Origin of the sequence: Deinococcus radiotolerans (assembly GCF_014647435.1) — a bacterium.
Taxonomy (GTDB): Bacteria; Deinococcota; Deinococci; order Deinococcales; family Deinococcaceae; genus Deinococcus; species Deinococcus radiotolerans.
The window spans coordinates 113,610-138,338 of sequence record NZ_BMPE01000002.1 but is presented as its reverse complement, the minus strand read 5'-3'; the positions used below and the strand labels follow the sequence as shown (position 1 = coordinate 138,338).

The window sequence follows — 24,729 nt, the reverse complement described above, 5'->3', positions numbered from 1 at the left end:
GTGCGCGCATGACCACGGCCGGTGCCGTCCGCGAACAGGTGTGGGACGACCTGATGGGCAGGGGCGCCTGCGCCTACCCCCTGCCCCCGCACGGGCACTGCCCGAACTTCACGCACGCCAAAAAAGCCGCCACGCAGTTGCTCGCGCACCCCGAGCTTCAGGCACACCGCACCCTGATCGTCGGCCCCGAACGCGCGCTGCTCCCGCTGCGCCAGCAGGCGCTGAAGGCCGGGAAGACCCTGTACGTCCCGCACCAGAAGAAAGAAGGCTGGTACTGGCGGGTCACCGACCCGCGCGGCGCGCGCCTGAGCACCCTGCCTGAGTACGGCGAACCCACCCTGACCCCAGACGGCGCGCAGGCCGCCGTCCTGGCCTGCGTCAGCGTGGACCCGCAGGGCGCCCGACTTGGGAAGGGCTTCGGGTGGGGCGCGCGCGGCCTGCACCTGAACCTCCCCGAGTACACCCTCGCGCACCCCCTGATGCTGAGCGCCGCCCTCCCCTGCCCCGCCGACTCGCACGTCACCCTGATCGGCATGCCCGACCAGGTCCTGACCTGCCCCCCACCCCCCCCGCCAGACGGAACCGAGCGCCCCTAAAGCGCGTACCATGCGGCATGAGCCAGCGACGCCCCAGCCCCGCCGTGCCCGCCCTGATCACGGTCGCCACCGTCGGCGTGGCCGCCGGCGCCGCGTACCTCGCCCGCGCCCGCCAGCGTGAAATCAAGGGCGCCGTCGTCAACCGCGTCCTCGAACGCCCCGCCGGACGCAGCTCCTACCAGGAACTCGCGCACAGCCTGGAAAGCAGCGGCACGCACCTCACCGGCCGCGCCGCCCGCGCCGCGGACACGCACGCCAACCGCGAACTCCTCGCGCACATCATCGGCATTGAACGCTGGGGCCAGCACCGCCTGAGCGCCGCGCTCGGCAAGCACCCCGACCAGACCGGGCCCTACCACGGGCACCGCCCCCCCCAGGACACCACCCTCGCGGACCTGCAGGCCCTGATCACCAGCACCCGCGCCCACACCGTCGACCTCGCCCGGCGCCTGCACACCCGCCCGCCCAGCGACGACCTGACCATCCAGCACAACAGCCTCGGCCCGCTGACCGCGAAGGCGTGGCTGCGGTACCTGATTCACCACGCCGATCTGGAAAGCCGCAAGTTGCGCGGCGCCCCCCAGACCGAAACGTCATCGGCGGCACCCGCAACGAAACTGTAAGACCATACCCCCTACCCTGAGGACACTATGAGTGTCCTGAACAGCGTACTGACCGCCATTGTCAACGAGGGAGCCAGTGACATCCACCTGCGCACCGGCAGCGCCCCCGCCGGCCGCATCAACGGCGACATCAGACGCTTCGGCGACACCCGCCTCGGACACGAACACGTCGAAGCCTTCACCCGCGAAATGATGACCCCCGGCATGTGGGACGACTTCGTCAGCCGCCGCGAAGCCGACTTCGCCTACGGCATCCCCGGCCTCGCCCGCTTCCGCGTCAACGCCTACTGGCAGCGCGGCAGCATCGGCCTGATCATGCGCGTCATCGAGGACAAACCCATCCCCAGCTTCCAGCAGCTCGGCCTGCCCGTCGAGACCTTCGAGCAGCTCGCGCAGCACGAACGCGGCCTGATCCTCGTCACCGGCCCGACCGGATCTGGCAAGACCACCACTCTCGCCAGTCTCCTCGACCACATCAACGCCACCCAGCCCGTCAACATCGTCACCCTCGAAGACCCCATCGAGGTGCTCCACAAAGACCGCGTCGCCATGATCAGCCAGCGCGAACTCGGCATGGACACCATGAGCTTCGCCAACGGCCTGCGCGCCAGCATGCGCCAGGACCCCGACGTCATCCTCATCGGCGAGATGCGCGACAAAGAAACCGTCGAAGCGGCCCTGTCCGCCGCCCAGACCGGCCACCTCGTCTTCAGCACCCTGCACACCCAGGACGCCATTCGCAGCGTCAACCGCATCATTGACTTCTTCGCCCCGCACGAACGCGACCAGATCCGCCAGGGCCTCTCCGAGAGCATCGTCGGCATCGTCAGCCAGCGCCTCCTGCCCAAAGTCGGCGGCGGCCGCGTCCTCGGCCTCGAAATCATGCTCGGCACCCCCACCGTCCGCGAATGCATCAAGGACCCCGAACGCATCGAGGAAATCAAACAGGCGCTCCAGGAAGGCGGCTCCCGCGGCATGCACACCTTCGACCAGCACCTCGCCCATCTCGTCCAGGAAGGCCTGATGCACGAAGACGACGCCCTGCAGAGCGCCACCAGCCCCCACGAACTCAAGATCATGATGATGCGCGCCAAATACGCGTAACAGAAACGCAGGTGAATGCCCATCAGTCGATTCAAGGACTGATGGGCATTCACCTGTTGAACTCCAGGTGCCCGCTCTTAAGCTCGCATGCCTCCGCCCTGTTTGTTCATCCATGCGGGGGGTTTGGGGGCGAAGCGGCCGAGGATGGTCTGCTGGTCGTACGCGAGGTACGCGTCGGCCCAGGGGAAGGTGTGATTCAGGACGCGGATGGCCTCGCTGCTGCCCATGCCGTGGTCGAGCTGGTACAGGACGAACTGCTCGGGGGTCTCTAAGCGGAGGTAGGTGGGCATGCTGCCCGCGTGTTCGTCGAGGAGGCTCTGGAATTCGCCGAGAGCGTCTGGAGTGGCGTTTTCCAGGTCGATGGTGACGTACATGACCTTGGGAACCTCGCCGAGTTGTTCGACGCTGACGACTTCCTCGGCGATGGCGCGCAGGCCGCCGTCCTCGCTTTCGAGTTCAACGATGACGAGGGCGGGGGTGTCGTTGACCAGTTTGTCCTGGATGCGGTCGTAGGCGCGGCTGAAGGCGACGAGTTCGGTCTGGCCGCTTTCGTCGGCGAGGATGAAGCGGGCCATCATGCCGCCGGATTTGGTGGGTTTCTTGACGACGCTCTCGATCATGCCGGCAAGGACGGCCTTGATGCGTTTGCCGGGGGCGACGTTCTGCGTCTGGAACCACGTGTCGAGGTCGGAGATGCGGCAGCTGGCCGCTTCGCGCAGACCCTCGTGCTCCTCAAGGGGGTGGCCGCTGATGTAGAGGCCCAGGGCTTCTTTCTCGATGCTGAGGCGTTCCAGGTCGGTGTAGGGGGTGATCCCATTGCGGAGCGGGCGTTCCTTTTTGACTTCTTCCAGGCCGAACATCATGCTCATGCCCGTCTGGGCTTTGGCGTTGATGTCGGCGGCGCCCGCGGCGTCTTCGAGGGCGTCTTCGAGGCTGTGCATGAGCTGGTTGCGCTCGCCGAACTGGTCGAAGGCGCCGCTCTTGATGAGGCTTTCCAGGGCTTTGCGGTTGCAGACCTTGTTGCCCAGGCGGGAGCAGAAGTCCGCGAGGGACTTGAAGGCGCCGGCGCGTTCGCGTTCCTCCAGGATCTTCAGCACGGCGCTCTCGCCGAGGCCCTTGATGGCGTACAGGCCGAAGAGGATGTCCTGTCCGACGACCGCGAAGTCGGGCGCGGACTTGTTGATGTCGGGCGGGAGGACGTGGACATCCATCTTGCGGGCGTCGCTGACGTACTCGGCGACCTTGTCGCTGTCCTTGCGTTCGACGGTCAGGAGGGCGGCCATGAACTGCACGGGGTAGTTCGCCTTGAGCCACGCGGTCTGGTACGTGATGACGCCGTACGCGGCGGAGTGGCTCTTGTTGAAGCCGTAGTTGGCGAACGCGTCGAGCAGGTCGAAGAGTTTGTTCCCCTCGTCCTTGGGCACGCCGTTGCCCTGGGCACCCTCGACGAAGATCTGCCGCTGGCGTTTCATCTCCTCGGCGTCTTTCTTGCCCATCGCGCGGCGCAGCAGGTCGGCGCCGCCCAGGCTGAATCCGGCGACCTCGGAGGCGATCTGCATGATCTGCTCCTGGTACACGGGAATGCCGTACGTTTCGGCGAGGATCTTCTGGAGGTACTGGGCGCTGTTGGGGAAGCCGTCGCGGACGTAGTCCACCTGTTCGATGCCGTGGTGGCGGCGGACGTAGGTGGGGATGTTCTCCATCGGGCCGGGGCGGTACAGTGCCGAGAGGGCGATGATGTCCGCGAGGCGGCGCGGTTTGAGGCGCCGGGAGGCGTCGGCGATTCCGGCCCCTTCGAGCTGGAAGACGCCCTTGGTGTCCCCGCGGCTGAGGAGTTCGTAGGTGCGGGCGTCATCGAAGGGAATGTCGTCGAAGGTGCCGTAGCGGTCCTCGAAGTCAGTGCCGGATTCCTTGAGGATGCGTTTGGCTTCGTCCAGGAAGGACAGGGTGCGCAGGCCCAGGAAGTCCATCTTGATCAGGCCGATGTCCTCGACGGCCTTCATGTCGTACTGGCAGACCATGCCCGCGCCCGACGTGTCGCGCATGACGGGCACGAGGTCGGTCAGTTGCGTCTTGCCGATGACGACCCCGGCGGCGTGGACGCTGGCGTGGCGGGTGAGCCCTTCGAGTTTCTGCGCGAACTCGTACGCCTCTTTCAGCTGGGCGTCCTCGTTCAGCATCTGCTGGATGTCCGGCACGGCCTCGCGCGCCTGCTCGAGGCTGTAGCTCTTGCCGAACTTGATCGGAATGAGCTTGCTGACCTTGTCGACCTTGGCGTACTCCAGGCCCATGACGCGCGCCACGTCCTTCAGGCACGCCTTGGACGCCATGGTCCCGAAGGTGGCGATCTGCGCGACCTTGTCCTCGCCGTACTTGTCCTGCACGTACTGGATGACTTCCGTGCGGCGCGCGTCGTTGAAGTCGATGTCGAAGTCCGGCATGGAGATACGGTCCGGGTTCAGGAAGCGCTCGAACAGCAGCTCGAATTCGAGGGGGTCGAGGTTCGTGATGCGCATCGCGTACGCCACCAGCGAGCCTGCGCCCGACCCACGCCCAGGCCCGACGCTGATGTCCTGATCCTTCGCCCAGTTGATGTAGTCCGCGACGATCAGGAAGTAGTCGGGGAAGCCCATGTTGTTGATCACGCTCAGTTCGTACTCGGCGCGGCGCAGGATGACCAGCGCGTGCCGGTGGTGGGCGCGGGTGGTCTCCTCGCCGTGCTCGCCGTCCAGGGCGATGCTGGTGTCGCTGTCCTTCTGCGCGGCGCGGCGGCAGTCCTCGTGCGCGTAGGCGGGCAGCGGCCCGGAGTCCACCTCGACCTCCATGAGTTCCAGCGCGGGGTACTTGGTGTACTTCTCGCCCGCCGCCTTGCCGCGCGCCTCCCACTCGCTGCCCGCGAAGGCCAGCAGGGTGTACAGCGTCTCCAGGTCGCAGCTCTGCGGATCACAGCCGCCCGCGCGCTCCAGCACCTTCGGCGCGTCGGCGCCCAGCGCGGCCAGGGTGCGGGTCGCGTAGTCGCGCAGCAGCCCTTCCGTCGCGTGCGCCGGGTAGCGTTTCACGGTCCCGCGGTACGTCTGCACGCGCAGTTCCTCGGGCATGGTGCGGCCCTCGGGGATGGGCAGGGCGGGCATCTGGTACACGCGCTTCTTGCCCACCGGCAGGTCCACGTTGCACATCTCGGCGATCATCGCGGTGTTGTCGAAGGGTTCCTCGCCCCACTCGCTGACCGGCAGGGACGCCTGCATCTCCTCGAGGTTCTTCACGTAGAACTCGTCGCAGGGGAACTTGAAGCGGTTCTCGTCCGCCAGGGTCGCCTTCGTCTGAATGGCCAGCAGCGTCTCGTGCGCGGTGGCGTCGCTCTTCTTGACGTAGTGCCCGTCGTTCGTGGCGACCATCCCGATCCCGAGTTCCTGCGCCCAGGCCCGCAGGATGGGATTGTTACGCTTCTGCTCGGGCAGCCCATGGTCCTGGATCTCGATGAAGTAGTTCTCGCCGAACAGTTCGCGGTACCACATCAGGCGTTTCTTGGCGTCGTCCTCGCGGCCCTGCAGGAGCAATTGCTGCACCTCGCTGCCCAGGCACCCGGAAAAGGCGATGACGCCCTTGTGATGCTCCTGCAGCAGTTCGTGATCGATGCGCGGTTTGTAGTAGTAGCCTTCCGTGTACCCGCGACTGCTCAGGCGGCAGAGGTTCTGGTACCCCTCGAAATCACGCGCGAGCAGCGTCAGGTGGAAGATGCCCTTCTCGCCGTCCTGCGCGCGCGTCCGGTCGCGGCGGGTGCCCTCACCCGGCACCACGTACGCCTCGTACCCGATGATCGGCTTGACGCCCATTCCGGTCGCGTAGTTGTAGAAATGCACCGCGCCGTGCATGTTCCCGTGGTCGGTCATGGCCAGCGCCGGGGTCTGCCCCTCGGGCGTGACCTCCTTGGCCCACTTGAGCAGGTCCTTGAGTTTCGCCGCGCCGTCCAGCAGCGAGTACTGCGTGTGCTGGTGCAGGTGCGCGAACTTCTTCGGGGTGCAGCACGAGCCGTCCGGAACGTGAATATGAGGCTTCGCGGAATCGGCAGACGCGGTCATTGAATCAGGATAGAGCCCCCCCGGTCACGGCGCTGTGACACCGGGACTTGACGCGCCCGGCGTCACGATCAGCACCGAATGGAAGGCCTGACCCCGCAACCAGGAAGCCAGTTCCGGCAGCAGAGCCGCACCTGATCCGGCGACCCTTTCGTGCCGGGAGACGGCCGTCAGGGTGAACGGACAGCCGGCGTGCCTAGTGTTGTGCCACCGATCACCACCCGCCCGGCACGCCCATCTGTGACGCCGTCCACCTGTGCCGTCGTGAGTTCATCTCCTGGCAGGGTACCTGCCCGGATGCCTGGACGTGTGCGCAGATGCCACGCCGTTCAGGGCGCGTGGGCGTAAGAACGCTGCAAGGGCAGGCGGGTCAGGCTGTGCGCATGAGACCGGGGCAGCTGGAGTTGCGGGTGGCGTACGCGCTGTTCGCCCTGCTGATTCTAGAGTCGTTCCTGGTGGCGTGGCTGGTGCCGCGCCCGCAGGTGTTCACGTTGATGCTGCCGGTGCTGGCCACGCTGGGCGTGGCGGCGTGGATGGCGCCGCGCGTGGTGGGGCTGCTGCGGGGGCACCGTGAGCTGAAGGAGGCGTACGCGCAGGAGCTGGGGTTCGCGCGGCAGGTGATGGAGTCCGTGGAGCACGGCCTGACCGTCACGGACGAGGATGGCCGGTTCGTGTTCGTGAACCGGGCGTACGCGCGGATGCTGGGCGTGACGCCGGAGCGGGTGCTGGGCCGCACGCCGTTCGAGTTCACGGTGCCGGAGGATCACGCGGCGCTGAGTGAGGCGCGCACGCAGCGGGATCTGGGGGCCACGAGCACGTACCGCACGCGTCTGCGCCGCCCGGACGGGTCGCTGCTGGAGGTGGCGGTGACGGGTTCGCCCCGCTGGCATGCGGGGCGGATCGTGGGGAACGTGGCGGCGGTGGTGCCACTTCGGGAGCTGCGCGAGGCGGACGTGAACGGCCTGGCCCGGTAGGGGTCCGGGCCGGGTCAGTACAGTTTGTCGAGCACGTCGTCTTTCATGACGAAGGCGTTCTCGCGGGTGGGGAATTCGCGGGCGCGGACCTCAGCGGCGTACGTGGCGATGGCCTCGCGGGCGGCGCGGCCGAGTTCGGCGTAGCGTTTGGCGATCTTCTTCTCCTCGCCTTCGTAGATGCCGAGGAGGTCGTGCGTGACGAGCACCTGCCCGTCGCAGCCGACGCCCGCGCCAATGCCGATGGTGGGGACGGTCAGGCGTTCACTGATGAGTTTCGCCAGCCGGGCGGGAATGGCTTCCAGCACGACGCTGAAGGCCCCGGCCTGTTCCAGCGCGAGCGCGCCGTCGAGGGTGGCGCGGGCGCCGGCGTCGTCCTTGCCCTGCACGCGCAGGCCACCTTGGGCGGTGGCGGTCTGCGGCATGAGGCCCACGTGCCCCATGACGGGAATGCCATTGCGGGTGAGGGTCTGCACGACCTGGAGGATCTCGGGGCTGGAGCCTTCCATCTTGATGGCGTCCGCGCCGGTCTCCTGGATGACGCGCACGGCGTTGCGCATGGCGTCCTGCACGCCGGTGTGGTACGTGCCGAACGGCAGGTCCACGACCATGAACGTGTCGGGCGCGCCGCGGCGCACGGCGCGGGCGTGGTGGATCATGTCGCCCAGCGTGACGGGCGCGGTGCTGTCGTAGCCCAGGACGACGTTGCCCAGGCTGTCGCCGACCAGGATCAGGTCCACGCCGGCGGCCTGCGCGTGCTTCCCGCCGGGGTAGTCGTATGCGGTCACCATGACCAGCGGCTGCGCGGAGTGCTGTAACTCCGGAATGCTGCGTTTCATGCCCGGAGCGTACCAGGGCTGGGCGGGCGCCACTGGGGGGTGCGGGGTTCCGTGTGCGGTCAGTCCTCGATGTCGGCGAGGTTCATGGCGCGCAGTTCGGGCGCCAGGGCGGCGGTGGCGGCCACGACGATCAGGGTGACGATGCCGCCCAGCCAGACGCTGCGGGCGGTGCCGAGCAGCCGGGCGGCGATCCCGCTCTCGAAGGCGCCGAGTTCGTTGCTGGCGCCGATGAACATGCCGCTGACGGCGTTCACGCGGCCGCGCATGTGGTCGGGCGTGTTCAGTTGCAGGGTGGCGCTGCGGATGACCATGCTGATCCCGTCGAACACGCCGGCGGCCACCAGGGCGACCACGCTCAGGGCGAGGTTGTGCGACAGCCCGAAGACGATCATGCTGACGCCAAAACCAGCCACGGCCAGCAGCAGTGTGCGGCCCGCACCCTGACCGGGGGGGCGGCGGGTGGCGAGCAGCATCACGGCGAGCGCCCCGACGCTGGGCGCGGCGACGAGCAGGCCCAGCCCGGTGGGCCCGACCCGCAGGATGTCGCTGGCGAACACGGGCAGCAGCGCGATGGCCCCGCCGAACAGCACGCTGAACAGGTCCAGGGCCATGCTGCCGACCAGCACCTGCCGCTGGAGCACGAACGCGAGGCCAGCCTTGATGCTCTGGCCGAGCGGCTCGCCGGGCGTGAAGGCGGGGCGGCCCTTGCTTTTCACGTACAGCACGCAGCCCAGCGAGATCAGGAACAGCGCGAAGGCGAAGGCGTACGCGCCCTGCGGGCCGCGCCAGGCGTACAGCGCGCCGCCCAGGGCGGGCCCGATGATCGCGGCGGCCTGCCACGCGCTGGACCGCCAGGCGCTGGCGCGCAGCAGCAGGTCGCGCGGCACGACCTGCGCCTGGAAGGCCGGGAGGGCCGGGTCGGAGAAGCCGCGGGCGATGCCCAGCGCAAAGATCAGGGCCAGCAGCGGCCAGATGCCCCTGGCCGTCGCGTGCGGGGCGTACAGCGCGAACAGCGCCGCGCACAGCACCTCCACGCTGATGGTCAGCAGCAGGATGCGGCGGCGGTCGGTCCGGTCGGCCACGACGCCGCCCAGCAGCGCGAGGCTCAGGGCGGGAATGGCTTCCACGAGGCCCAGCAGGCCCAGCGTGAGGGGGTCTTTCGTGAGCTGGTACATCTGGTACGCGACGGTCAGGGCGACGGCGCGTGAGGCGAGGGTGCTGGTGACGGCGGCGATCAGCATGGCCCGGAATTCCGGGTAGGCCAGCACGTCACGCGCGGCCGGTGTGGTGGGGGCGGTCACCGCGTGAGTGTAGGCGTGCGCGCGGGGGCGGGCGTGACGCGGGTCACACAGGTCAGGGGCGGCCGCACAGGTCGGGCCGCCCCTGACGCGCGCGGCGCCCTCAGCTCTTGATGACCTCGCCGTAGCTGTGCAGCACGAGGTAGATGATCCAGCCGGTCACGGCGACGTACAGCCAGACCGGGACCGTCCAGCGGACCCAGGCGCGGTGCTTGTTGAAGTAGCCGCGCGCGGCGGGCAGGTCAATGTTGTCCAGGGTGCGGGCGGCCTTCAGGCCGCGGTAGGCATTCCACAGGGCGCCCAGCGCCAGGGGCAGGTTCGCGGCCGCCAGGATGATGTGGCTGATCAGCAGCACGAAGTACGCCGTGCGCCACGCCTCGGGTCCGGCGTATTTCTTCTCGTAGCCCAGGCCCAGGCGGGTCAGGTACAGCACGAGGAAGATGGTGGCCAGGGTGCTGGCGACGATCATGGCGCGCATGTGGGCCTCACGCAGGCCACGTTTGATCAGGTACACGCCCACGCACAGGGCCAGGCCGCTCAGGACGATCGTGATGACCGCCCACTGGTTGATGGTTTCCGCCATAGTCCCGCCCAGTGTACGGGCCGCGGCGCAGGTCAGGTGTCCGCCCCCGCGCGTGGGGCCGCCGGGGGGGGCGGGGGACAATCTTCAGCGGGGGCAGGCAGGTAGAATGCCTGCCGAAGAGACCCCCGCCCTGGCCGCCCCTGGCCGGGCCTGTCGGGCGGCGAGGATGGTGACGATGAGTGGAACGCTGACAGTTCCGCGCGCCCGCGCGGGCGTGTGGCTCCCCCGGCTGGCCTGGGCGGCGCTGATCTATAACGTGCTGGTGATCCTGTGGGGCGCGGTGGTGCGCCTCACGGGGGCCGGGGCGGGGTGCGGGGATCACTGGCCGCTGTGTAACGGCGTGGTGGTGCCGCAGAGCCCCACCCTGCATACCGTGATTGAGTTCAGCCACCGCCTGACCAGCGGCGCCAGTGGCCTGCTGGCCATTGCCCTGGTGGCGCTGGCGTTCCGGGTGACGCCCAGGGGGCACCCGGCGCGGCTGGGCGCGGTGCTGTCCTTCGCGCTGATCCTGCTGGAGGGTCTGGTGGGGGGCGTACAGGTGCTGCTGGGCCTCACGGCGGACAGCACCGATCCGGCGCGCGGCTTCGTGCAGGGCATTCACCTGGCGAACACCTTTGCGCTGCTGGCGGCGCTGCTGCTCACGGCCCTGTGGGCGGGCGGCGCGCCGCGGCTGAGGCTGCGCGGTCAGGGCCTGGTGGGCGGCTGGAGTTACGTGGGCCTGGGGCTGATGCTGGTGCTGGGCATGGCGGGCGCCGTGACGGCGCTGGGGGACCTGCTGTTCCTCCCGGCGGACGGCAGCACGCCCATCGACACGGTCAAGCGGGACTTCGCGGTGACCGCCAGCGTCATCGAGAACCTGCGCGTGGTGCATCCGATGCTGGCGGTGCTCACGAGTGCTTTCCTGGTGTGGCTGGGCGTGTTCCTGCGCCGCGAGCGCCCGGAGGCCGAGGTGCGCCGCTGGAGCGGGGTGATGTGGGCGCTGCTGGGCGCGCAGATGATCGCGGGCTTCGTGAACGTCACGCTCAAGGCGCCCGGATGGATGCAACTGACGCACCTGCTGCTGGCCCTGGGGCTGTGGCTGACGCTGGTGATGCTGGTGTTCCGCGCCCTGACGGCCCTGGGGGTCCAGGGTGCGCCCGGCGCGCGCGCTAGGGTGAGGGGAAACGTATGACGACTTCTGAGCCTGTCCCCGCTGACACGGCGCCCGCCCGGGCGACGTGGCGGGATTACCTGTCGCTGACCAAACCGAAGGTCATCAGCCTGCTGCTCTGGACGACCATCACGGCCATGTTCATGGCGGCGCGGGGCGTCCCCGACCTGTGGCTGCTGGTCGTCGTGAGCCTCGCGGGGTACATGTCGGCCGGGTCGGCGGGCGTGTTCAACATGATCATTGACCGCGACATTGACCTGAAGATGGCGCGCACCGCCCAGCGCCCCACCACGAGTGGCCTGATCAGCACGCGGGATGCTGCCGCGTTCGGCGGGGCGCTTCAGATCCTGTCGTTCGTCATGCTGTGGGTGTGGGCCACGCCGCTGGCCGCGTGGATGAGCCTCGCGGGCTTCGTCACGTACGTGGTGGTGTACACGCAGCTGCTCAAGCGCAACACCTGGCACAACATCGTGCTGGGCGGCGCGGCCGGGTGCTTCCCGCCGCTGGTGGGCTGGGCGGCGGTGACGGGGGACCTGAACCTGTTCGCGTGGTTCCTGTTCGCGATCATCTTCTTCTGGACACCCGTGCACTTCTGGGCCCTGGCGCTGATGATCAAGGAGGAGTACCGCGAGGTCGGGATTCCCATGCTGCCCGTTGTGCACGGGGACCGACTGACGGTCGCGCAGATCGGCCTGTACGCCATCTACACGGTGGTGCTGTCGGTCATGCCGGTGTTCTTCCGTGAGGTCGGGGCGATCTACTTCGTCACGGCCGCGGCGCTGGGCGCGTGGCTGCTGGTGCTGTCCTGGCGGCTGTACCGGCACGTGATGGCCGGAAAGGCGGTCGAGCGCAAGGTGGCGGTGCCGCTGTACCTGTACTCGATGCTGTACTTGGCGCTGCTGTTCGTGGCGGCGGCCGCCGACCGCATGATCTTCGCGGCGCTGGGCTGACCGGCGCGGGCGCGGCCCCTGGACCTCGGGTGTCTGGGGGCCGCGCGGCGTTTCCCACCTTCGGGGAACCGGAATGGCGCATGATGGGCATTGACTGGAGAAAGGTCAGGACACTTGCCCGAGGCTCATCTGTTCTCATGGGGGGTATGCCTGACCGGTCGGTAGAATGTGGGCGGAAGCTTGAGTGCTGACCGCGAGCGGCGGCTCACGCGTTCCACGCGCCCGCGTGACGCTTTAGACTGCAAGCAGAGGAAAGGAGTGACGTTGAATACCACCACACACCGCCACAGCGGCACACGGAGGCGAGTCCGGCAGGCCCTGCCCACCTTAGCGATCCTGGGTGCGACTCTACTGACCGGCTGCCAGCAGGTGAACCAGTCCCTGAGCATCGGGGACATGTCATCCGCTTACAACCGGGAAATCTTCTGGATGAGCATCTGGGCGATTGCCCTGTCGATCATCATCTTTATCGGCGTGTCGTACGCGCTGTTCTACACGGTGCAGAAGTTCCGTGAAGACCGCCACGACGCGCCCCCCGCGCAGTTCCACGGGAACAACAAGCTCGAGACCATCCTGGTCGCCGTGCCGGTCGTGATCGTGATCCTGCTGAGCGTCCTGACCGTCAAGAGCATGGCGGTCCTGAACCCCACGCCCAACCAGGCCACCAAGGTGGACGTCCTGGCCCGGCAGTTCTGGTGGAACTTCGCCTACCCGGAAGTCACCAGTGACGCGGGCGGCGTGGTCACGAACGGCAACGAACTGATCATGCCCACCAAGGAAGCCGTGGCGCTCACCGTGACCAGCGGCGACGTCATTCACGGCTTCTGGGCGCCGAACATCGGCGGTCAGCGCGCCGCAATGCCCAGCGTGAAGAAGACCTGGCAGGTCGACACCGACCGCGCCGGCGTGTACCAGGGCAACTGTTCGCAGCTGTGCGGGGCCAGCCACGCCAACATGCGCTACAAGGTCGTCGCGCTGGACCAAGACCGCTACAACTCCACCCTGGCTGCCATGAAGGCCTACCGCGCTCCTGAGCCCGCCCCCGGCAGCACCGAGGCGCGCGGCTTCGCGCTGTTCATGCAGGGCAAGGCCAGCACCGGCGCCATCGCGTGCGCCAGCTGCCACCGCGTGCAGGGCACGCCCGCCGCGGGCGCCGCCGGCCCGGACCTGAGCTTCTTCGGCACGCGCCGCACGCTGGGCGCCGGCATGTGGGAAGCCATGACCGACGCGCAGTGGACCGACGCCAAGGCCGCCGAGGAACTGCACGCCTGGCTCAAGCACAGCCCCGTCGTGAAACCCGGCAGCCTGATGCCCCGCTATGACGGCGGCGAGTACATGGTGCAGGGCAAGATGACCAAGGGCGGCACGCTGACCGATGAGGAAATCGATGACATCGCCGCCTACCTGCGCAGCCTCAAGCTGCCCGAGGAAGCGGACTACTGGAAGGGCACGCCCGTGAACGGCGCACCCAACGGAGGCACCCAGTGACCGTTCAGCATGCCCCCGTTCAGGAGTCCGGGGCCCGCCCGGGCCTCTGGGCCGTCCTGAAGGACTACATGATGACGACCGATCACAAGAAGATCGGGACGCTCTACATCTCCACCAGCATCTTCGGGTTTGCCCTGGCGGGCATCCTGGCGGTCCTGATCCGCCTGCAGCTGGCCGTGCCGGACAACACCTTCCTGGTGGGCAACACCTACAACCAGGTGCTGACCATGCACGCCGCGCTGATGATCTTCTTCTTCCTGATTCCGATTGGTCTGTTCGGCTTCGGGAACTGGTTCCTGCCGCTGCAGCTGGGTGTGCGCGACGTGGCGCTGCCCCGCGTGAACACCTTCGCGGTGTGGCTGTTCATCTTCAGCCTGATCCTGGTCGTGCTGGGCCTCGCCAACGGCGGCGCGCCCGGCGTCGGCTGGACCTTCTACTACCCCCTGAGCGTTGACGCGAACCAGACCGGCGTGGCCGTGCTGATGGTCGCCCTGACCCTGAACGGCATCGCGTCCCTGCTGGGCAGCGCGAACTTTGCCGCCACTGTCGTGAACATGCGCGCCCCGGGCATGAGCCTGTGGCAGATGCCAGTGTTTGCCTGGAGTATCTTCGCGACCTCCATGCTGCAGCTGGTGTCGCTGGGCGGCCTGACTGCCGCCGCGCTGGTCACCTTCCTGGAACTGAAGCTGGGCATCAGCCTCTTCAACCCCGGCATTGGCGGCGTGCCCGTCATGTTCCAGCAGTTCTTCTGGTTCTACTCGCACCCGGCGGTGTACGTGATGCTGCTCCCCTACCTGGGGATCGGCGCCGAGATCGCCAGCACCATGGCCCGCAAGCCGCTGTTCGGGTACCGCGTGATGATCTACTCGATCCTGGGGATCGTGCTGGTCAGCCTGCTGGTGTGGGTCCACCACATGTTCGCCGTGGGCCTGCCCGAGGCGTGGCAGATCGCGTTCATGATCGCCACCCTGATCGTGGCCGTCCCGACCGGCGTGAAGATCTTCAACCTGATCGGCACGCTGTGGGGCGGGCGGATCATCATGAAGTCCCCCACGTACTGGCTGGTGGGCTTCATCTTCAACTTCCTGATCGGCGGGATCACCGGCGTGTCGTTGGGCATGATTCCCTTCGACTACCAGGTCACGATGTCGTACTACGTGGTGGCGCACTTCCACAACGTGATGATGTTCGGCACCGCGTTCCTGGCCATGGGCGGCCTGTACTACTGGTGGCCGAAGATGACCGGCCGCTTCCTGAACGAGAAGCTGGGCCTGGCGCACTTCTGGCTGTTCATGATCGGCTCCTGGATGACCTTCCTGCCCCAGTACATCCTGGGTCTGCTGGGCATGCCGCGCCGCTATTACACGTACCCCGAAGGCAACTTCGCGTGGACGGAACTGAACTTCATCTCCACCCTGGGCGCGCTGACGCTGCTGGCCGGCGGCATCGTGTGGGTGTGGAACATGCTCCAGAGCTTCCGTCAGCCCATCACGGCTTCCCCCAACCCCTGGGGCGGCTTCACGCTGGAATGGACGGCGGACAGCCCCCCCAAGCCCTACAACTTCGCGCATGACTTCCCCACCACCTTCCCCACCGAGCGGCCCCTGTACGACTGGGAGCAGAGCGGGCAGACCCTGATCCCTGTGGACCCCAAGAGCATTCACCTGCCGCAGGACAGCATCTGGCCGTTCATGACCGCGGTGGGCATGCTGCTGATGGGCTACGGCCTGAGCTTCGGCTGGTTCACGAACTACCACCCCGCCACGGGCCTGCAGCCCTTCGCGGACGCGAGCTTCGCGTTCAAGCTGGCCACGGTCGTCCTGTACCTGAGCCTGCCGGTGTTCCTGTACAGCCTGTTCAAGTGGGCAGGCACCCGCGAGTACGCCGTGCCGGTCGCGCACCATCACCTGACGAAGTACGACAACGGCTTCATGGGCATGGCGTGGTTCATCGTGAGTGAAGTGGGCCTGTTCGGCGTGCTGATCGCCGGGTACGTGTACCTGCGCGTGTCAGGCCTGGCCGAGCCGCCCGCGCTGCGCCCGAACATCTGGCTGGCCGCGCTGAACACCCTGATCCTGGTCAGCTCCTCGTTCGTGATTCACCGCGCCGAGCAGGACAACCACCACGGCAAGCTCACCCGTTTCCGGATCGGCCTGTTCGTCACGCTGCTGCTGGGCGCGCTGTTCATGCTGTTCCAGGTGTACGAGTTCAGCCTGTTCGGCGTGGAAAGCGACTGGAAGCAGAACCTCTGGCAGGCGTGCTTCTTCACCATCGTCGGCCTCCACGGTCTGCACATCCTGATCGGCGGCACCGGCGTCGCCCTGCCCTTCTACCAGTCCATGACCGGCAAGATGGACAAGTACAACCACGGCTCCATCACCCCCGCCAGCCTGTACTGGCACCTGGTGGACGTGGTGTGGCTGCTGATCGTCGCGATCTTCTACGCCTGGTAAACCCACACGTGAAGACCGGAGGGACGCCCTGAGTGGCGTCCCTTTCGCGTTGACGGGATGAGGTGCGGCGCCTGGATGGACCAGTTCGGCTCAGGTGCGCGGGGCCGCGCCGAGCTTCCCCTCATCACCGGGGACACGTCACCCGGTGCCTCTCCCCTACCCTGCGGGCATGACAGGTGTTTCAAGGTGGGTGACGGCGGCGCTGCTGGTGGTCGCGGCGGTGCTGGGCGGGCTCCTGGTGATGCGGCGGGCCGCGCCAGGCGTGACGGCGGGTGAGGCGCTGGACGCCCCGAAGACGCTCCCGGCGCTGGCACTGGTGAACGACCGGGGGCAGGCCACGGCCCTGAACGCAGCGGACGGACGGATGCGGCTGGTGTTCTACGGGTTCGTGCGCTGCCCGGACGTGTGCCCGGCGACCCTGGCGAGCCTGAAGAATATGTACGCGGCGCTCAGTGCGGAGCAGCGCTCGCGGGTGCAGGTGCAGTTCATCACGGTGGACCCGGGGCATGACACGCCGGGCGTGGTGCGCGAGTACCTGAACCGTTTCGATCCGGCGTTCACGGGTCTGACGGGCCGGGCGCAGACCATTGACGCGGCGGCGCGGGAGATGTTCGTGGCGAATGTGGCACCGATGCCCGCGGAGGATCACAGCGCCCACATGACCATGCCGCAGAGCGGGAAGACGTCCAGCGGCGCGGCGAATGCGGCGCAGGTGGGCGCGGCGGCGTCCGAGGCGGCGCGGATTCACGGGGATCAGGTGAGCGTCGTGGACGGCCAGGGGCGCTTCGTGCGGGTGTACGGCAATCAGGACGTGGTGAGTGGCGCCCTGGAACGGGACCTGCCGGGGTTGATCCGTCAGTACGCGAAGAGCTGAGGCTCAGGTCAGTCGCTGAAAGACACCGGGCGTATTCCGCTCAGAGCGAACTTGCGCTAGACTCTCTGTTATGACTGAACCGCTCGACGCGGCCCTGCGGCCCAAGACCCTGACGGAATACGTCGGGCAGGTGCGACTGAAGGAGAAACTCGGCGTGTACCTCCAGGCCGCGCGCGGCCGCAAGGAAGCGCTCGACCACACCCTGCTGTTCGGCCCGCCCGGCCTGGGCAAGACCACCCTGGCGCACATCATCGCGCACGAACTGGGCGTGAACATCCGCGTCACCTCCGGCCCCGCCATCGAGAAACCCGGCGACCTCGCCGCGATCCTCACCAACAGCCTCGAAGAGGGCGACGTGCTGTTCATCGACGAGATCCACCGCCTGGGCCGCGTTGCGGAAGAGCACCTGTACCCCGCCATGGAGGACTTCAAGCTCGACATCGTGCTGGGCCAGGGCCCCGCCGCGCGCACCATTGAGCTGCCCCTGCCGCGCTTCACGCTGGTCGGCGCCACCACCCGCCCCGGCCTGATCACCGCGCCCATGCGCAGCCGCTTCGGGATCATCGAGCACCTCGAGTACTACACGCCCGACGAGATCGGTGTGAACCTCATGCGCGACGCCCGCCTGCTGGGCTTCGGCCTGGAGGAAGACGCCGCCGTCGAGATCGGCGCCCGGGCGCGCGGCACCATGCGCATCGCCAAACGTCTGCTGCGCCGCGTGCGCGACTACGCCGAGGTGGCCGGCGAGACCACCATCGGCCTGCCCCGCGCGCAGGATGCCCTGGACCGGCTGGGCCTGGACAGCGCCGGCCTGGACGACCGCGACAAGAAGTACCTGGAGACCCTGATTCACCGCTTCGCGGGCGGCCCGGTCGGCGTGGACACCCTGGCCACCGCGATCAGCGAGGACAGCCTGACCCTGGAAGACGTGTACGAGCCGTACCTGATCCAGCTGGGCTTCATCAAGCGCACCCCCCGCGGCCGCGTGGCCACCGCGCACGCCTACGACCACCTGGGCCTGCCCGTCAGCGGCGACCACGACCTGGGCTTCTACACCAACTGAACCCGGCCGCCCACTGGCCCCCGCCTGTGCTGGACGGGGGCCAGCGCGTTCATTCCAGCGCCCTGCACCCACACGCTTACACTTGAGCCATGAGTGACCTTCAGGTGCAGGTGTTCGGCACGCGCAAAAGCAAGGAGACGCGCGCCGCTGAACGCTTCTTCAAGGAGCGCAAGATCAAGATTCACTTCGTGGACCTGAAAGAACGCCCCATCGCCAAGGGCGAACTGGCCCGCTTCGTGCAGAAATTCGGCCTGAACGCCCTGCTGGACCTGAACGGCAAGGCGTACGAACGCAGCAACCTCGCCTACCTGCGCACCACCGAGGACGGCGTGATCGCCAAGGTCATCGACGACCCCGAACTGCTGCGCCTGCCGCTGGTGCGCGCCGGGAAGCACCTGATCGTCGGCGAGGACATGGACGGCTGGAAGGCCCTGGTGGAGGCCCACGCATGACGAACGCCGACCCGGTGACCGAGCGGCTGGCCGCCCTGACCGACTGGCGCAGCGACACCCTGCGGCGCGTGCGCGCCCTGATTCACGAGGCGCTGCCGGGCGTGCAGGAGACCGTGAAGTGGGCCAAGGCCACGTCGCCCGGCGTGCCCGTGTGGGAGCACAGGGGCATCCTGTGCACCGGCGAGACGTACCAGCGGGCCGTGAAGCTCACGTTTCCACGCGGCGCCAGCCTGCCCGACCCGGCAGGGCTGTTCAACGCCAGTCTGGACGGGGGCACCCGCCGCGCCATTGATCTGCCCGAGGGCGGTCCGCTGGACGAGGTGGCCTTCCGGGAGCTGATCCAGGCCGCGGCCGCCGCGAATGAAAGGGCACAGTCAACGAGGAAAGGCGGCCGCCGGGAGAACTGACAGCCGCTTGCGGGTGCAGGCAGGCGCCCTGCACAGGGGCCTTGCAATTGAGAGCATGGGCCCAGCCCACGCCTTTAGGGCAGCTGTGGAGCGGTTCAGGCGAGGCGGGCCGCGTGCCGGACGCGGAAGGCGAACAGCGCCGCGATCAGGTACTTCGCGAGAATGTCCGCGAAGATGATCTGCGTGATCTGCCCGGACGGCATGTCACCCCAGAAGGCCAGCAGGTTGAACAGCACGCTGTCCAGCGGGACGCTCACGGCGTTGCTGGCCAGCACCCGCGTCCACCAGCTGCGCTGAATGAGGCTCTGATACACGGCAGTGTCGGCCAGTTCCCCGGCCAGGATCGCCAGGAAGCTGGCGCCCACGAACCGCCACGGCGTGCCGGTGATCAGGGCCACCACCGTGTTCACGATGAGCGCGGCAGCAATGGCGACGTACACGGCGTTCAGGCCGCCCGCGCGGTGAATGCGGTCCCGCAGGGTGAAGACGGCCGCGAAGAAGATCGTGCCGACGCTCAGCAGGCCGTACACGGGCAGCGGAATGAACGTGTTCAGGGTCAGGTTCGCCAGCAGGATGCTCAGGGCGTACAGGGCGATCAGCAGCAGCGGCAGCGCCGCCCGGGGGGCAGGGATGGTCATGGGAACCTCGGGCCGGAATCGACAGGACAGGTCGAGCGGCAGAGCCGGCGCGCAGTGAAGCGCCGGAAAGGAGCGGATGGGGTGGTCGTCAGGGCGCGTCAGGTCGGCGGATCTGCCGGAGGGAGGCGCCGCCGCGCACCCCGCAGGATACCCCGGACGGCCCAGTTCCCGCACGCGCCGCGTCCGCCGCTGACGGCCCCGCCGGGCGTGATACGGTAAGTGCACGTAGGGACGCGGTCCGCTCAGCCTCTGGAGTTCCCTCTTCAAGACCGAACCGAGTGACGTAGACAACAGAGCTGATGTGTCGCGGCTTCTGACCGCCGAACCTCCACGTCTTTTCCGGGCTGCAGCCGAATCACGCCCGCTCCAAGGCTGCTCACCATGTACCGATGTGACCTCTGCCAGCAGGTTCAGCCTGCCGGTGAACCGTGCTTCATGCTGTCCGTTCAGACGCGCGCCGTCCAGTACCCGCCCCGCAGGAGGGTGTATCCGCCCCTGCCGGATCCACGCCAGCGCCAGATCAAAGCCCGGAAGGGAGAGTGGCGGGATGATCCGGGGGGCCAGGGCACGGAATGTGTCCGCGAGATCCGCTGTTGCCCGCAGTGTGCCGCACGGCAGCGGCGGCCCTGAAGCTCAGGTAGGGAATGGGCGCCGACCATGCACTCCGGGCGGACGTGACGTCCCTCAGCGGCCGCCGCTGACGTCCAGCAGGGTGCCCGTCACGTAGGACGCCGCCGGGGACAGCAGCCAGAGGATCGCCTGGGCGACCTCCTCGGGCGTGCCGCCCCGGCCCAGCGGGACGCTGCCCGCGAGCCGCGCCACGCGCCCCGGTTCGCCGCCCAGCGCGTGAATGTCCGTCTCGATCAGGCCGGGGCGCACGCCGCACACGCGGATGCCCTCGGCCGCCACCTCGCGGGCCAGCCCAACAGTCAGGGTGTCCACAGCGCCCTTCGAGGCGGCGTAATCCACGTACTCGCCGCCCGAGCCGAGCACGGCTGCGCGCGAGGAGACGTTCACGATCACGCCGCCCGGCCCGCCGTGCCGGGTGGAGAGTCGCCGCACGGCGGCGCCCGCGCAGAGGAACGCACCGATCACGTTCGTGGTCAGGACCCGCTGGAGCCGCGCCGTGTCCAGTTCATCCACGCGCGCCTGCCGTTCCAGCGTCCCGGCATTGTTCACCAGGCCGTGCAAGCTCCCCAGTTCGGTCTGCACGGTGTCGAAGAGGCGCTCCACGTCCCCAGCGTCGCCCACGTCGGCCTGGACTGCCAGCGCGCGGCCTCCGGCGGCCTCGATCTCCTGGACGATCCCAGCAGCCGCGGCGGCGTCCTGGCGATACCCCAGCCCCACCGCGTACCCGGCCTGCGCGGCGAGGCGGGCGGTGGCCGCGCCGATGCCCCGGCTGCCGCCCGTGATCAGAACGGTCTTCATGGGCGCGCCGGGCCGTACGTGAGCAGCAGCACGCCCGAGCCCAGCTCCCGCGTGCCCAGCAGCGTCAGGGGCAGGTGCTCCAGCGTGTCGAACAGGCGCTTGCCGCGGCCCAGGACGAGCGGGAAGACCATCAGGCGCAGCTCGTCCACCAGCCCGTGCCGCAGCAGCGTCCGCGCGAGGGTGCCGCTGCCGTACACCAGCAGCGGACCGCCCGGCTGCGCCTTGAGGGCCTGCACCTCCGAGACCACGTCGGGACCCAGGGCGGTGGCGTTCCAGGCGAGTGGGCCGGGGCGGGTGGTGGCCACGTACTTGGGCAGGGCGTTCATGCACTCCGCGAAGCTGCCGGTCGCCGTGGGCCAGTACGCCGCGAACTCATCGAAGGTGGTGCGGCCCAGCAGCAGCGCGCTGCTGACGAACAATTCCTCACGCTTGAAGGGCCCGTCGTCCGGGTCGTACGGCGCGCGCCACGGCGAGTGTTCCTCATACACGCCGTCCAGGGACACGAATTCGGTGACGATCAGTGCTCGCATACGTTCTCCTTACGGCTGAACAGGGTCGATGCGGATGCGGGTGTTGTGAAAGGTGCTGCCGCCCCCCAGGTCGGTGAGGGTCTGCGCGGTGAGCTCGTTGATGCTCCGGCCGTCCGGCGCACTGAGGCCCCACCACGTGCCCTCCAGGATGGCCGCGCCGGGCTGCGCGGCGTCCGTGACCTTCACGCGGCGCTGCACGCTGCCGATCTCGCTGGTCAGGGTGGCGAGCCCCCCGTCGGTCACGCCGGACGCCTGCGCGTCGTGCGGGTGCAGCAGCAGGTGCGGTTCACCCCCCTCAGCGCGGTTGAGGTTCGGCAGGTTCCCGTACGTGCTGTTCAGGAAGTGATGCGCGGGCGGCGTGAGCAGCCGGATGGGGTACTCGGCGCTCAGCTGCGCCAGGGGTTCGCGGTGCGCGGGCGCGGGGCTGAGCTGCACCTTCCCGCTGGGCGTTTCCGCGCCGTGCGCGTACGGCAGGAAGCCCTCGGGGAGGTTCAGGCGGACGCTGCCCTCGGCCTTCAGGCGCTCCGGCGTGATGCCCGCCAGGAGCGGGTGATCGGTGGCCAGCACCTCGTCAAGCAGGTCGTCCACGCTCCAGTACACGCCGGGTTCCGTCACGCCCAGGCGCCGCGCGAGTTCCTGGAAGACCCAGGAGTTCGGCCGCGCCTCACCGGGGGCCTCCAGGGTGGCGGGGTTATAGCCCAGGTAGTGGTGGCCGTAGCTGGTGTACACGTCGGCGTGCTCGGCGAAGGTGGTGGCAGGCAGCACATAGTCGGCCAGCCGCGCGGTGTCGGTCATGGCCTGTTCCAGCACGACCACCAGCAGGTCGTCCCGCTGGAGGCCCGCGCGGACCCGCCCGGCGTCCGGCGCGACGACCGCCGGGTTGCAGTTGTAGATGAACGTCGCGCCCAGGCCACGTTCGGGTCGCAGGGCGGCGGCGTACTCGTTCATGTTCACGCGCGGCGTGCCGGGCCGGATCAGGTGCGCGGCGCCCAGGCGCGCGCGGTTGAGTTTGAATGCGCCGCTGGTGCTCAGGGTGCAGCCGCCGCCCCGATGCCGCCAGTCGCCGGTCAGGGCGGGAATCAGGGTCACGGCCCGCAGGTTCGTGCCGCCGTGCTCGTGGCGGGTCATGCCGTACCCCACCCGGATGTACGTAGGGCGCGTCGTGCCGACCGCGCGGGCGAACGCACGGATCACGTCCGCGTCCAGGCCGGTGACCTCCGCGGTGCGGTCGGGCGTCCACTCGCGCGCCGCCTCGCGCAGTTCCCCCACGCCGGTCGTCGCCTCGGCGATGTAGGTCTCGTCCGTCCAGCCGTGAGCGAACAGTTCGTGCATGACGCCCAGGGCCAGCGCGGCGTCCGTGCCGGGGCGGATCTTCAGGTGCTCGTCCGCGAAGGCCGCCGTGCGGTTGCGGTACGGGTCCACGCACACGATCCGCGCCCCGGCCTTGCGGGCCGCCGTCAGGTGCGGCGTCAGGTGACTGTTCGTACTCAGGGAATTGATGCCCCACAGCACGATCAGGCGCGCGTGCGCCACGTCCGCCGGGTCCACCCCGAAGCGCGTGCCGTAGCCCAGGCTCCAGGCCTCGGTGCCGGCCGTGGCGCAGATCGTCTCCTCCAGTTCCGGGGCGCCCAGCGCGCGGAAGAAGGCGTGCACGTGCGTGCCCTCCATCAGGCCCATGGTGCCCGCGTAGTTGTAGCGCAGGATGCTGCCCGGCCCGCGCGCGTCCAGCAGCGTCCGCAGGCGCGCGGCGATGTCGTCCAGTGCGGCCTCCCAGGTCACGCGCTCCCAGACGGGTTCGGCGTCCGTCTTCGCGTTCACGCGCCGCAGCGGGTACAGGGGCCGATCCGGGTGGTTGGCGCGGGCCGGGTAGTGCACGGTCTTGGCGCACGCGAAGCCCTTCGTGATCGGGTGCGTGGCGTCCCCCGTGACCTTCAGGAGCCGCTCTGGCGCGCCCGGCGCGTCACGGCCCACCGTGACCTTCAGGCGGCAGGCGTCCGGGCAGTCCAGCGGGCAGGTGAGCAGCACATCACGCGAGGGCGGCACGGGCAGGGCGGTCATGCCCGGAGGATACGCGCCCCCGGCCCCGCGCGGGGAGGGCCGGTTCACTCAGGCGCGCCCGCCCGAGTGGCGGTCAGCCGCTCCTCCCAGCGCCCGATGAAGTCCAGCTGCGAGCGGAAGAACCGGGGGCTGACCATCTGACGGCCCCAGGTGTCCGACAGGTCGGCATAGAGCCCCATGAACCACAGGGTGCGGGCCACGCCGAATGAACCCAGGGCCGCCTCGTCCGCGTCCGTCAGGGGTCTCGCGGCGCGGTAGGCGTCCAGGCACGCGGCCCAGAGCGTCCAGGGCGTGTCATCGTCGGGGGCACTGTTCAGCGCGTGATCCCAGCCGTACACCGCGAGGTCATACGCGGCGAAGCCCGGGCCGCCACAGTCGAAATCGAACAGCTGGAGCGCTCCGGCAGAGTCCACCAGGGCGTTCCCGCCGTGCAGGTCCCCGTGACAGGCCGCGCGGGTGAGCTGGGCCTCCAGACCCTCCAGCGCGGCGCGGGTCCGCGCGGCCACGACCTGAAGCTCGTGGGCCAGCGCCGGTTCGTCTGCCAGCAGCGGCAGCACCCGCGCCACGGGACTGCCGATCAGGTGCGTCAGGTCCAGCGGGAAGCGCCCGGCGTCCGGCAGGCCTTCGCCCGCCGCGTGCAGCGCCGCCGCCGCGCGGCCAAAGCGGGCGGCGTCCTCCGGGGTGGCGTCCGGCTCGCGGCCTTCCACCCAGTCGAACAGCGCGGCCAGCCTCGGCCCCTCCGGCGCGTCCAGGGTCAGCAGGCGCGTGCCGTCCGGGAAGGGGATGACCTGCGCGGCCCCCACGCCCGCCGCGGCGGCCCGGCGGATGAACGCGTCTTCCCAGGCCACGTCCGCAGGCGTACGCCACCTCAGGCGGTACACCCGCAGAGCCGCGCTGCCCACCGGCAGGCCGTCCACGCGGTACGTGTCGTTCAGACCGCGCCGCAGGAACGTCACCCGGGGCGCGCCGCCGAACGAGGCGGCCAGCCGGCCGGCCAGGGCCGCCGGATCGAGCACGGACGACAGGATGGGAAAGCTCATGCCCGCAGCGTAGGGGCGCTCCGGGCCGGGTAGGCCAAATGGCGTGGTGCACCCTGGGCGACTGGGCACCGGCGCGGACGGGCCGCTATGGTGACCTTCCAAGACACA

Annotated in this window: 21 protein-coding genes; 12 read left to right on the top strand and 9 right to left on the bottom strand. The window is 68.8% G+C overall.

From position 1 onward, the window contains the following. Nucleotides 1-8: 8 nt before the first annotated feature. The 3 genes from IEY63_RS06575 to IEY63_RS06565 are packed head-to-tail and all read left to right on the top strand — an operon-like array spanning nt 9 to nt 2,323. Nucleotides 9-596 carry a 5-formyltetrahydrofolate cyclo-ligase gene (locus IEY63_RS06575; RefSeq protein WP_189068207.1) on the top strand — a complete coding sequence of 196 codons (588 nt, stop codon included), beginning with the start codon at nt 9-11 and terminating at the stop codon, nt 594-596. Nucleotides 597-613: 17 nt separating this feature from the next. Beyond that, complete coding sequence (locus IEY63_RS06570; protein ID WP_189068206.1) at nt 614-1,219, top strand: DinB family protein; 606 nt, start codon at nt 614-616, stop codon at nt 1,217-1,219. 27 nt (nt 1,220-1,246) lie between these two features. Continuing rightward, the gene (locus tag IEY63_RS06565) at nt 1,247-2,323 is read left to right on the top strand and encodes a PilT/PilU family type 4a pilus ATPase (protein WP_189068205.1); all 1,077 of its coding nucleotides are present in this window, start codon (nt 1,247-1,249) and stop codon (nt 2,321-2,323) included. 77 nt (nt 2,324-2,400) lie between these two features. On the opposite strand, the gene dnaE is transcribed toward IEY63_RS06565, so the two are convergent. Continuing rightward, nucleotides 2,401-6,402: a DNA polymerase III subunit alpha gene (gene dnaE, locus IEY63_RS06560; RefSeq protein ID WP_189068204.1), complete on the bottom strand. Its 4,002-nt coding sequence runs from the start codon at nt 6,400-6,402 to the stop codon at nt 2,401-2,403. A gap of 380 nt (nt 6,403-6,782) precedes the next feature. Between dnaE and IEY63_RS06555 the strand changes: the two genes are divergently transcribed. Continuing rightward, nucleotides 6,783-7,373 carry a PAS domain S-box protein gene (locus IEY63_RS06555; protein WP_189068203.1) on the top strand — a complete coding sequence of 197 codons (591 nt, stop codon included), beginning with the start codon at nt 6,783-6,785 and terminating at the stop codon, nt 7,371-7,373. Nucleotides 7,374-7,387: 14 nt separating this feature from the next. Here IEY63_RS06555 and panB read toward each other — a convergent pair whose 3' ends face one another. The 3 genes from panB to IEY63_RS06540 form a co-directional block, all read right to left on the bottom strand. Beyond that, nucleotides 7,388-8,209 carry a 3-methyl-2-oxobutanoate hydroxymethyltransferase gene (gene panB, locus IEY63_RS06550; RefSeq protein ID WP_189068202.1) on the bottom strand — a complete coding sequence of 274 codons (822 nt, stop codon included), beginning with the start codon at nt 8,207-8,209 and terminating at the stop codon, nt 7,388-7,390. A 59-nt stretch (nt 8,210-8,268) separates the two neighbouring features. Beyond that, complete coding sequence (locus tag IEY63_RS06545; RefSeq protein ID WP_229784532.1) at nt 8,269-9,510, bottom strand: MFS transporter; 1,242 nt, start codon at nt 9,508-9,510, stop codon at nt 8,269-8,271. Nucleotides 9,511-9,610: 100 nt separating this feature from the next. Further along, on the bottom strand, nt 9,611-10,090 hold the full coding sequence (locus IEY63_RS06540; RefSeq protein WP_189068201.1) for a DUF420 domain-containing protein: 480 nt from the start codon (nt 10,088-10,090) through the stop codon (nt 9,611-9,613). A gap of 175 nt (nt 10,091-10,265) precedes the next feature. Here IEY63_RS06540 and IEY63_RS06535 point away from each other — a divergent pair, with 175 nt between their 5' ends. From IEY63_RS06535 to IEY63_RS06500, 8 genes are all read left to right on the top strand, one after another. Continuing rightward, nucleotides 10,266-11,261 carry a COX15/CtaA family protein gene (locus tag IEY63_RS06535; protein WP_189068200.1) on the top strand — a complete coding sequence of 332 codons (996 nt, stop codon included), beginning with the start codon at nt 10,266-10,268 and terminating at the stop codon, nt 11,259-11,261. Then, complete coding sequence (locus tag IEY63_RS06530; RefSeq protein ID WP_189068199.1) at nt 11,258-12,190, top strand: heme o synthase; 933 nt, start codon at nt 11,258-11,260, stop codon at nt 12,188-12,190. Before IEY63_RS06535 ends, IEY63_RS06530 begins: the two co-directional genes overlap by 4 nt. Nucleotides 12,191-12,454: 264 nt before the next feature. After that, nucleotides 12,455-13,678, top strand: a complete 1,224-nt coding sequence (coxB, locus tag IEY63_RS06525; protein WP_373290896.1) for a cytochrome c oxidase subunit II — start codon at nt 12,455-12,457, stop codon at nt 13,676-13,678. Continuing rightward, a complete protein-coding gene (locus IEY63_RS06520; RefSeq protein WP_189068197.1) occupies nt 13,675-16,131 on the top strand; it encodes a cbb3-type cytochrome c oxidase subunit I in 2,457 nt (818 codons plus the stop codon). Before coxB ends, IEY63_RS06520 begins: the two co-directional genes overlap by 4 nt. A gap of 169 nt (nt 16,132-16,300) precedes the next feature. Then, entirely contained in the window at nt 16,301-17,005 is a 705-nt protein-coding gene (locus tag IEY63_RS06515; RefSeq protein WP_189068196.1) for an SCO family protein, read from the top strand. A gap of 70 nt (nt 17,006-17,075) precedes the next feature. After that, nucleotides 17,076-18,068: a Holliday junction branch migration DNA helicase RuvB gene (ruvB, locus tag IEY63_RS06510; protein ID WP_189068195.1), complete on the top strand. Its 993-nt coding sequence runs from the start codon at nt 17,076-17,078 to the stop codon at nt 18,066-18,068. Nucleotides 18,069-18,157: 89 nt separating this feature from the next. After that, nucleotides 18,158-18,520 carry an ArsC/Spx/MgsR family protein gene (locus tag IEY63_RS06505; RefSeq protein WP_189068194.1) on the top strand — a complete coding sequence of 121 codons (363 nt, stop codon included), beginning with the start codon at nt 18,158-18,160 and terminating at the stop codon, nt 18,518-18,520. Next, nucleotides 18,517-18,927, top strand: coding sequence for a DUF1801 domain-containing protein (locus IEY63_RS06500; protein ID WP_189068193.1), 411 nt, complete (start codon nt 18,517-18,519; stop codon nt 18,925-18,927). Before IEY63_RS06505 ends, IEY63_RS06500 begins: the two co-directional genes overlap by 4 nt. Before the next feature lie 95 nt (nt 18,928-19,022). Here the strand turns inward: IEY63_RS06500 and IEY63_RS06495 are convergent, their stop codons facing one another. From IEY63_RS06495 to IEY63_RS06475, 5 genes are all read right to left on the bottom strand, one after another. Then, nucleotides 19,023-19,565, bottom strand: a complete 543-nt coding sequence (locus tag IEY63_RS06495; RefSeq protein WP_189068192.1) for a VUT family protein — start codon at nt 19,563-19,565, stop codon at nt 19,023-19,025. 684 nt (nt 19,566-20,249) lie between these two features. Further along, on the bottom strand, nt 20,250-20,993 hold the full coding sequence (locus tag IEY63_RS06490; RefSeq protein ID WP_189068191.1) for an SDR family oxidoreductase: 744 nt from the start codon (nt 20,991-20,993) through the stop codon (nt 20,250-20,252). Next, entirely contained in the window at nt 20,990-21,523 is a 534-nt protein-coding gene (locus IEY63_RS06485; RefSeq protein WP_189068190.1) for a dihydrofolate reductase family protein, read from the bottom strand. The genes IEY63_RS06490 and IEY63_RS06485 overlap by 4 nt, the downstream gene beginning before the upstream one ends. Before the next feature lie 9 nt (nt 21,524-21,532). After that, a complete protein-coding gene (locus IEY63_RS06480) occupies nt 21,533-23,581 on the bottom strand; it encodes a molybdopterin oxidoreductase family protein (protein ID WP_189068189.1) in 2,049 nt (682 codons plus the stop codon). A 44-nt stretch (nt 23,582-23,625) separates the two neighbouring features. Then, the gene (locus IEY63_RS06475) at nt 23,626-24,621 is read right to left on the bottom strand and encodes a phosphotransferase enzyme family protein (protein WP_189068188.1); all 996 of its coding nucleotides are present in this window, start codon (nt 24,619-24,621) and stop codon (nt 23,626-23,628) included. Between the last annotated feature and the right edge of the window lie 108 nt (nt 24,622-24,729).

Bases quoted from the DNA above. Each gene is read 5' to 3' on its own strand.
- IEY63_RS06575 (WP_189068207.1), top strand. From the start codon at position 9: ATGACCACGGCCGGTGCCGTCCGCGAACAGGTGTGGGACGACCTGATG.
- IEY63_RS06570 (WP_189068206.1), top strand. From the start codon at position 614: ATGAGCCAGCGACGCCCCAGCCCCGCCGTGCCCGCCCTGATCACGGTC.
- IEY63_RS06565 (WP_189068205.1), top strand. From the start codon at position 1,247: ATGAGTGTCCTGAACAGCGTACTGACCGCCATTGTCAACGAGGGAGCC.
- dnaE (WP_189068204.1), bottom strand. From the start codon at position 6,402: ATGACCGCGTCTGCCGATTCCGCGAAGCCTCATATTCACGTTCCGGAC.
- IEY63_RS06555 (WP_189068203.1), top strand. From the start codon at position 6,783: ATGAGACCGGGGCAGCTGGAGTTGCGGGTGGCGTACGCGCTGTTCGCC.
- panB (WP_189068202.1), bottom strand. From the start codon at position 8,209: ATGAAACGCAGCATTCCGGAGTTACAGCACTCCGCGCAGCCGCTGGTC.
- IEY63_RS06540 (WP_189068201.1), bottom strand. From the start codon at position 10,090: ATGGCGGAAACCATCAACCAGTGGGCGGTCATCACGATCGTCCTGAGC.
- IEY63_RS06535 (WP_189068200.1), top strand. From the start codon at position 10,266: ATGAGTGGAACGCTGACAGTTCCGCGCGCCCGCGCGGGCGTGTGGCTC.
- IEY63_RS06530 (WP_189068199.1), top strand. From the start codon at position 11,258: ATGACGACTTCTGAGCCTGTCCCCGCTGACACGGCGCCCGCCCGGGCG.
- IEY63_RS06515 (WP_189068196.1), top strand. From the start codon at position 16,301: ATGACAGGTGTTTCAAGGTGGGTGACGGCGGCGCTGCTGGTGGTCGCG.
- ruvB (WP_189068195.1), top strand. From the start codon at position 17,076: ATGACTGAACCGCTCGACGCGGCCCTGCGGCCCAAGACCCTGACGGAA.
- IEY63_RS06505 (WP_189068194.1), top strand. From the start codon at position 18,158: ATGAGTGACCTTCAGGTGCAGGTGTTCGGCACGCGCAAAAGCAAGGAG.
- IEY63_RS06500 (WP_189068193.1), top strand. From the start codon at position 18,517: ATGACGAACGCCGACCCGGTGACCGAGCGGCTGGCCGCCCTGACCGAC.
- IEY63_RS06495 (WP_189068192.1), bottom strand. From the start codon at position 19,565: ATGACCATCCCTGCCCCCCGGGCGGCGCTGCCGCTGCTGCTGATCGCC.
- IEY63_RS06490 (WP_189068191.1), bottom strand. From the start codon at position 20,993: ATGAAGACCGTTCTGATCACGGGCGGCAGCCGGGGCATCGGCGCGGCC.
- IEY63_RS06485 (WP_189068190.1), bottom strand. From the start codon at position 21,523: ATGCGAGCACTGATCGTCACCGAATTCGTGTCCCTGGACGGCGTGTAT.
- IEY63_RS06480 (WP_189068189.1), bottom strand. From the start codon at position 23,581: ATGACCGCCCTGCCCGTGCCGCCCTCGCGTGATGTGCTGCTCACCTGC.
- IEY63_RS06475 (WP_189068188.1), bottom strand. From the start codon at position 24,621: ATGAGCTTTCCCATCCTGTCGTCCGTGCTCGATCCGGCGGCCCTGGCC.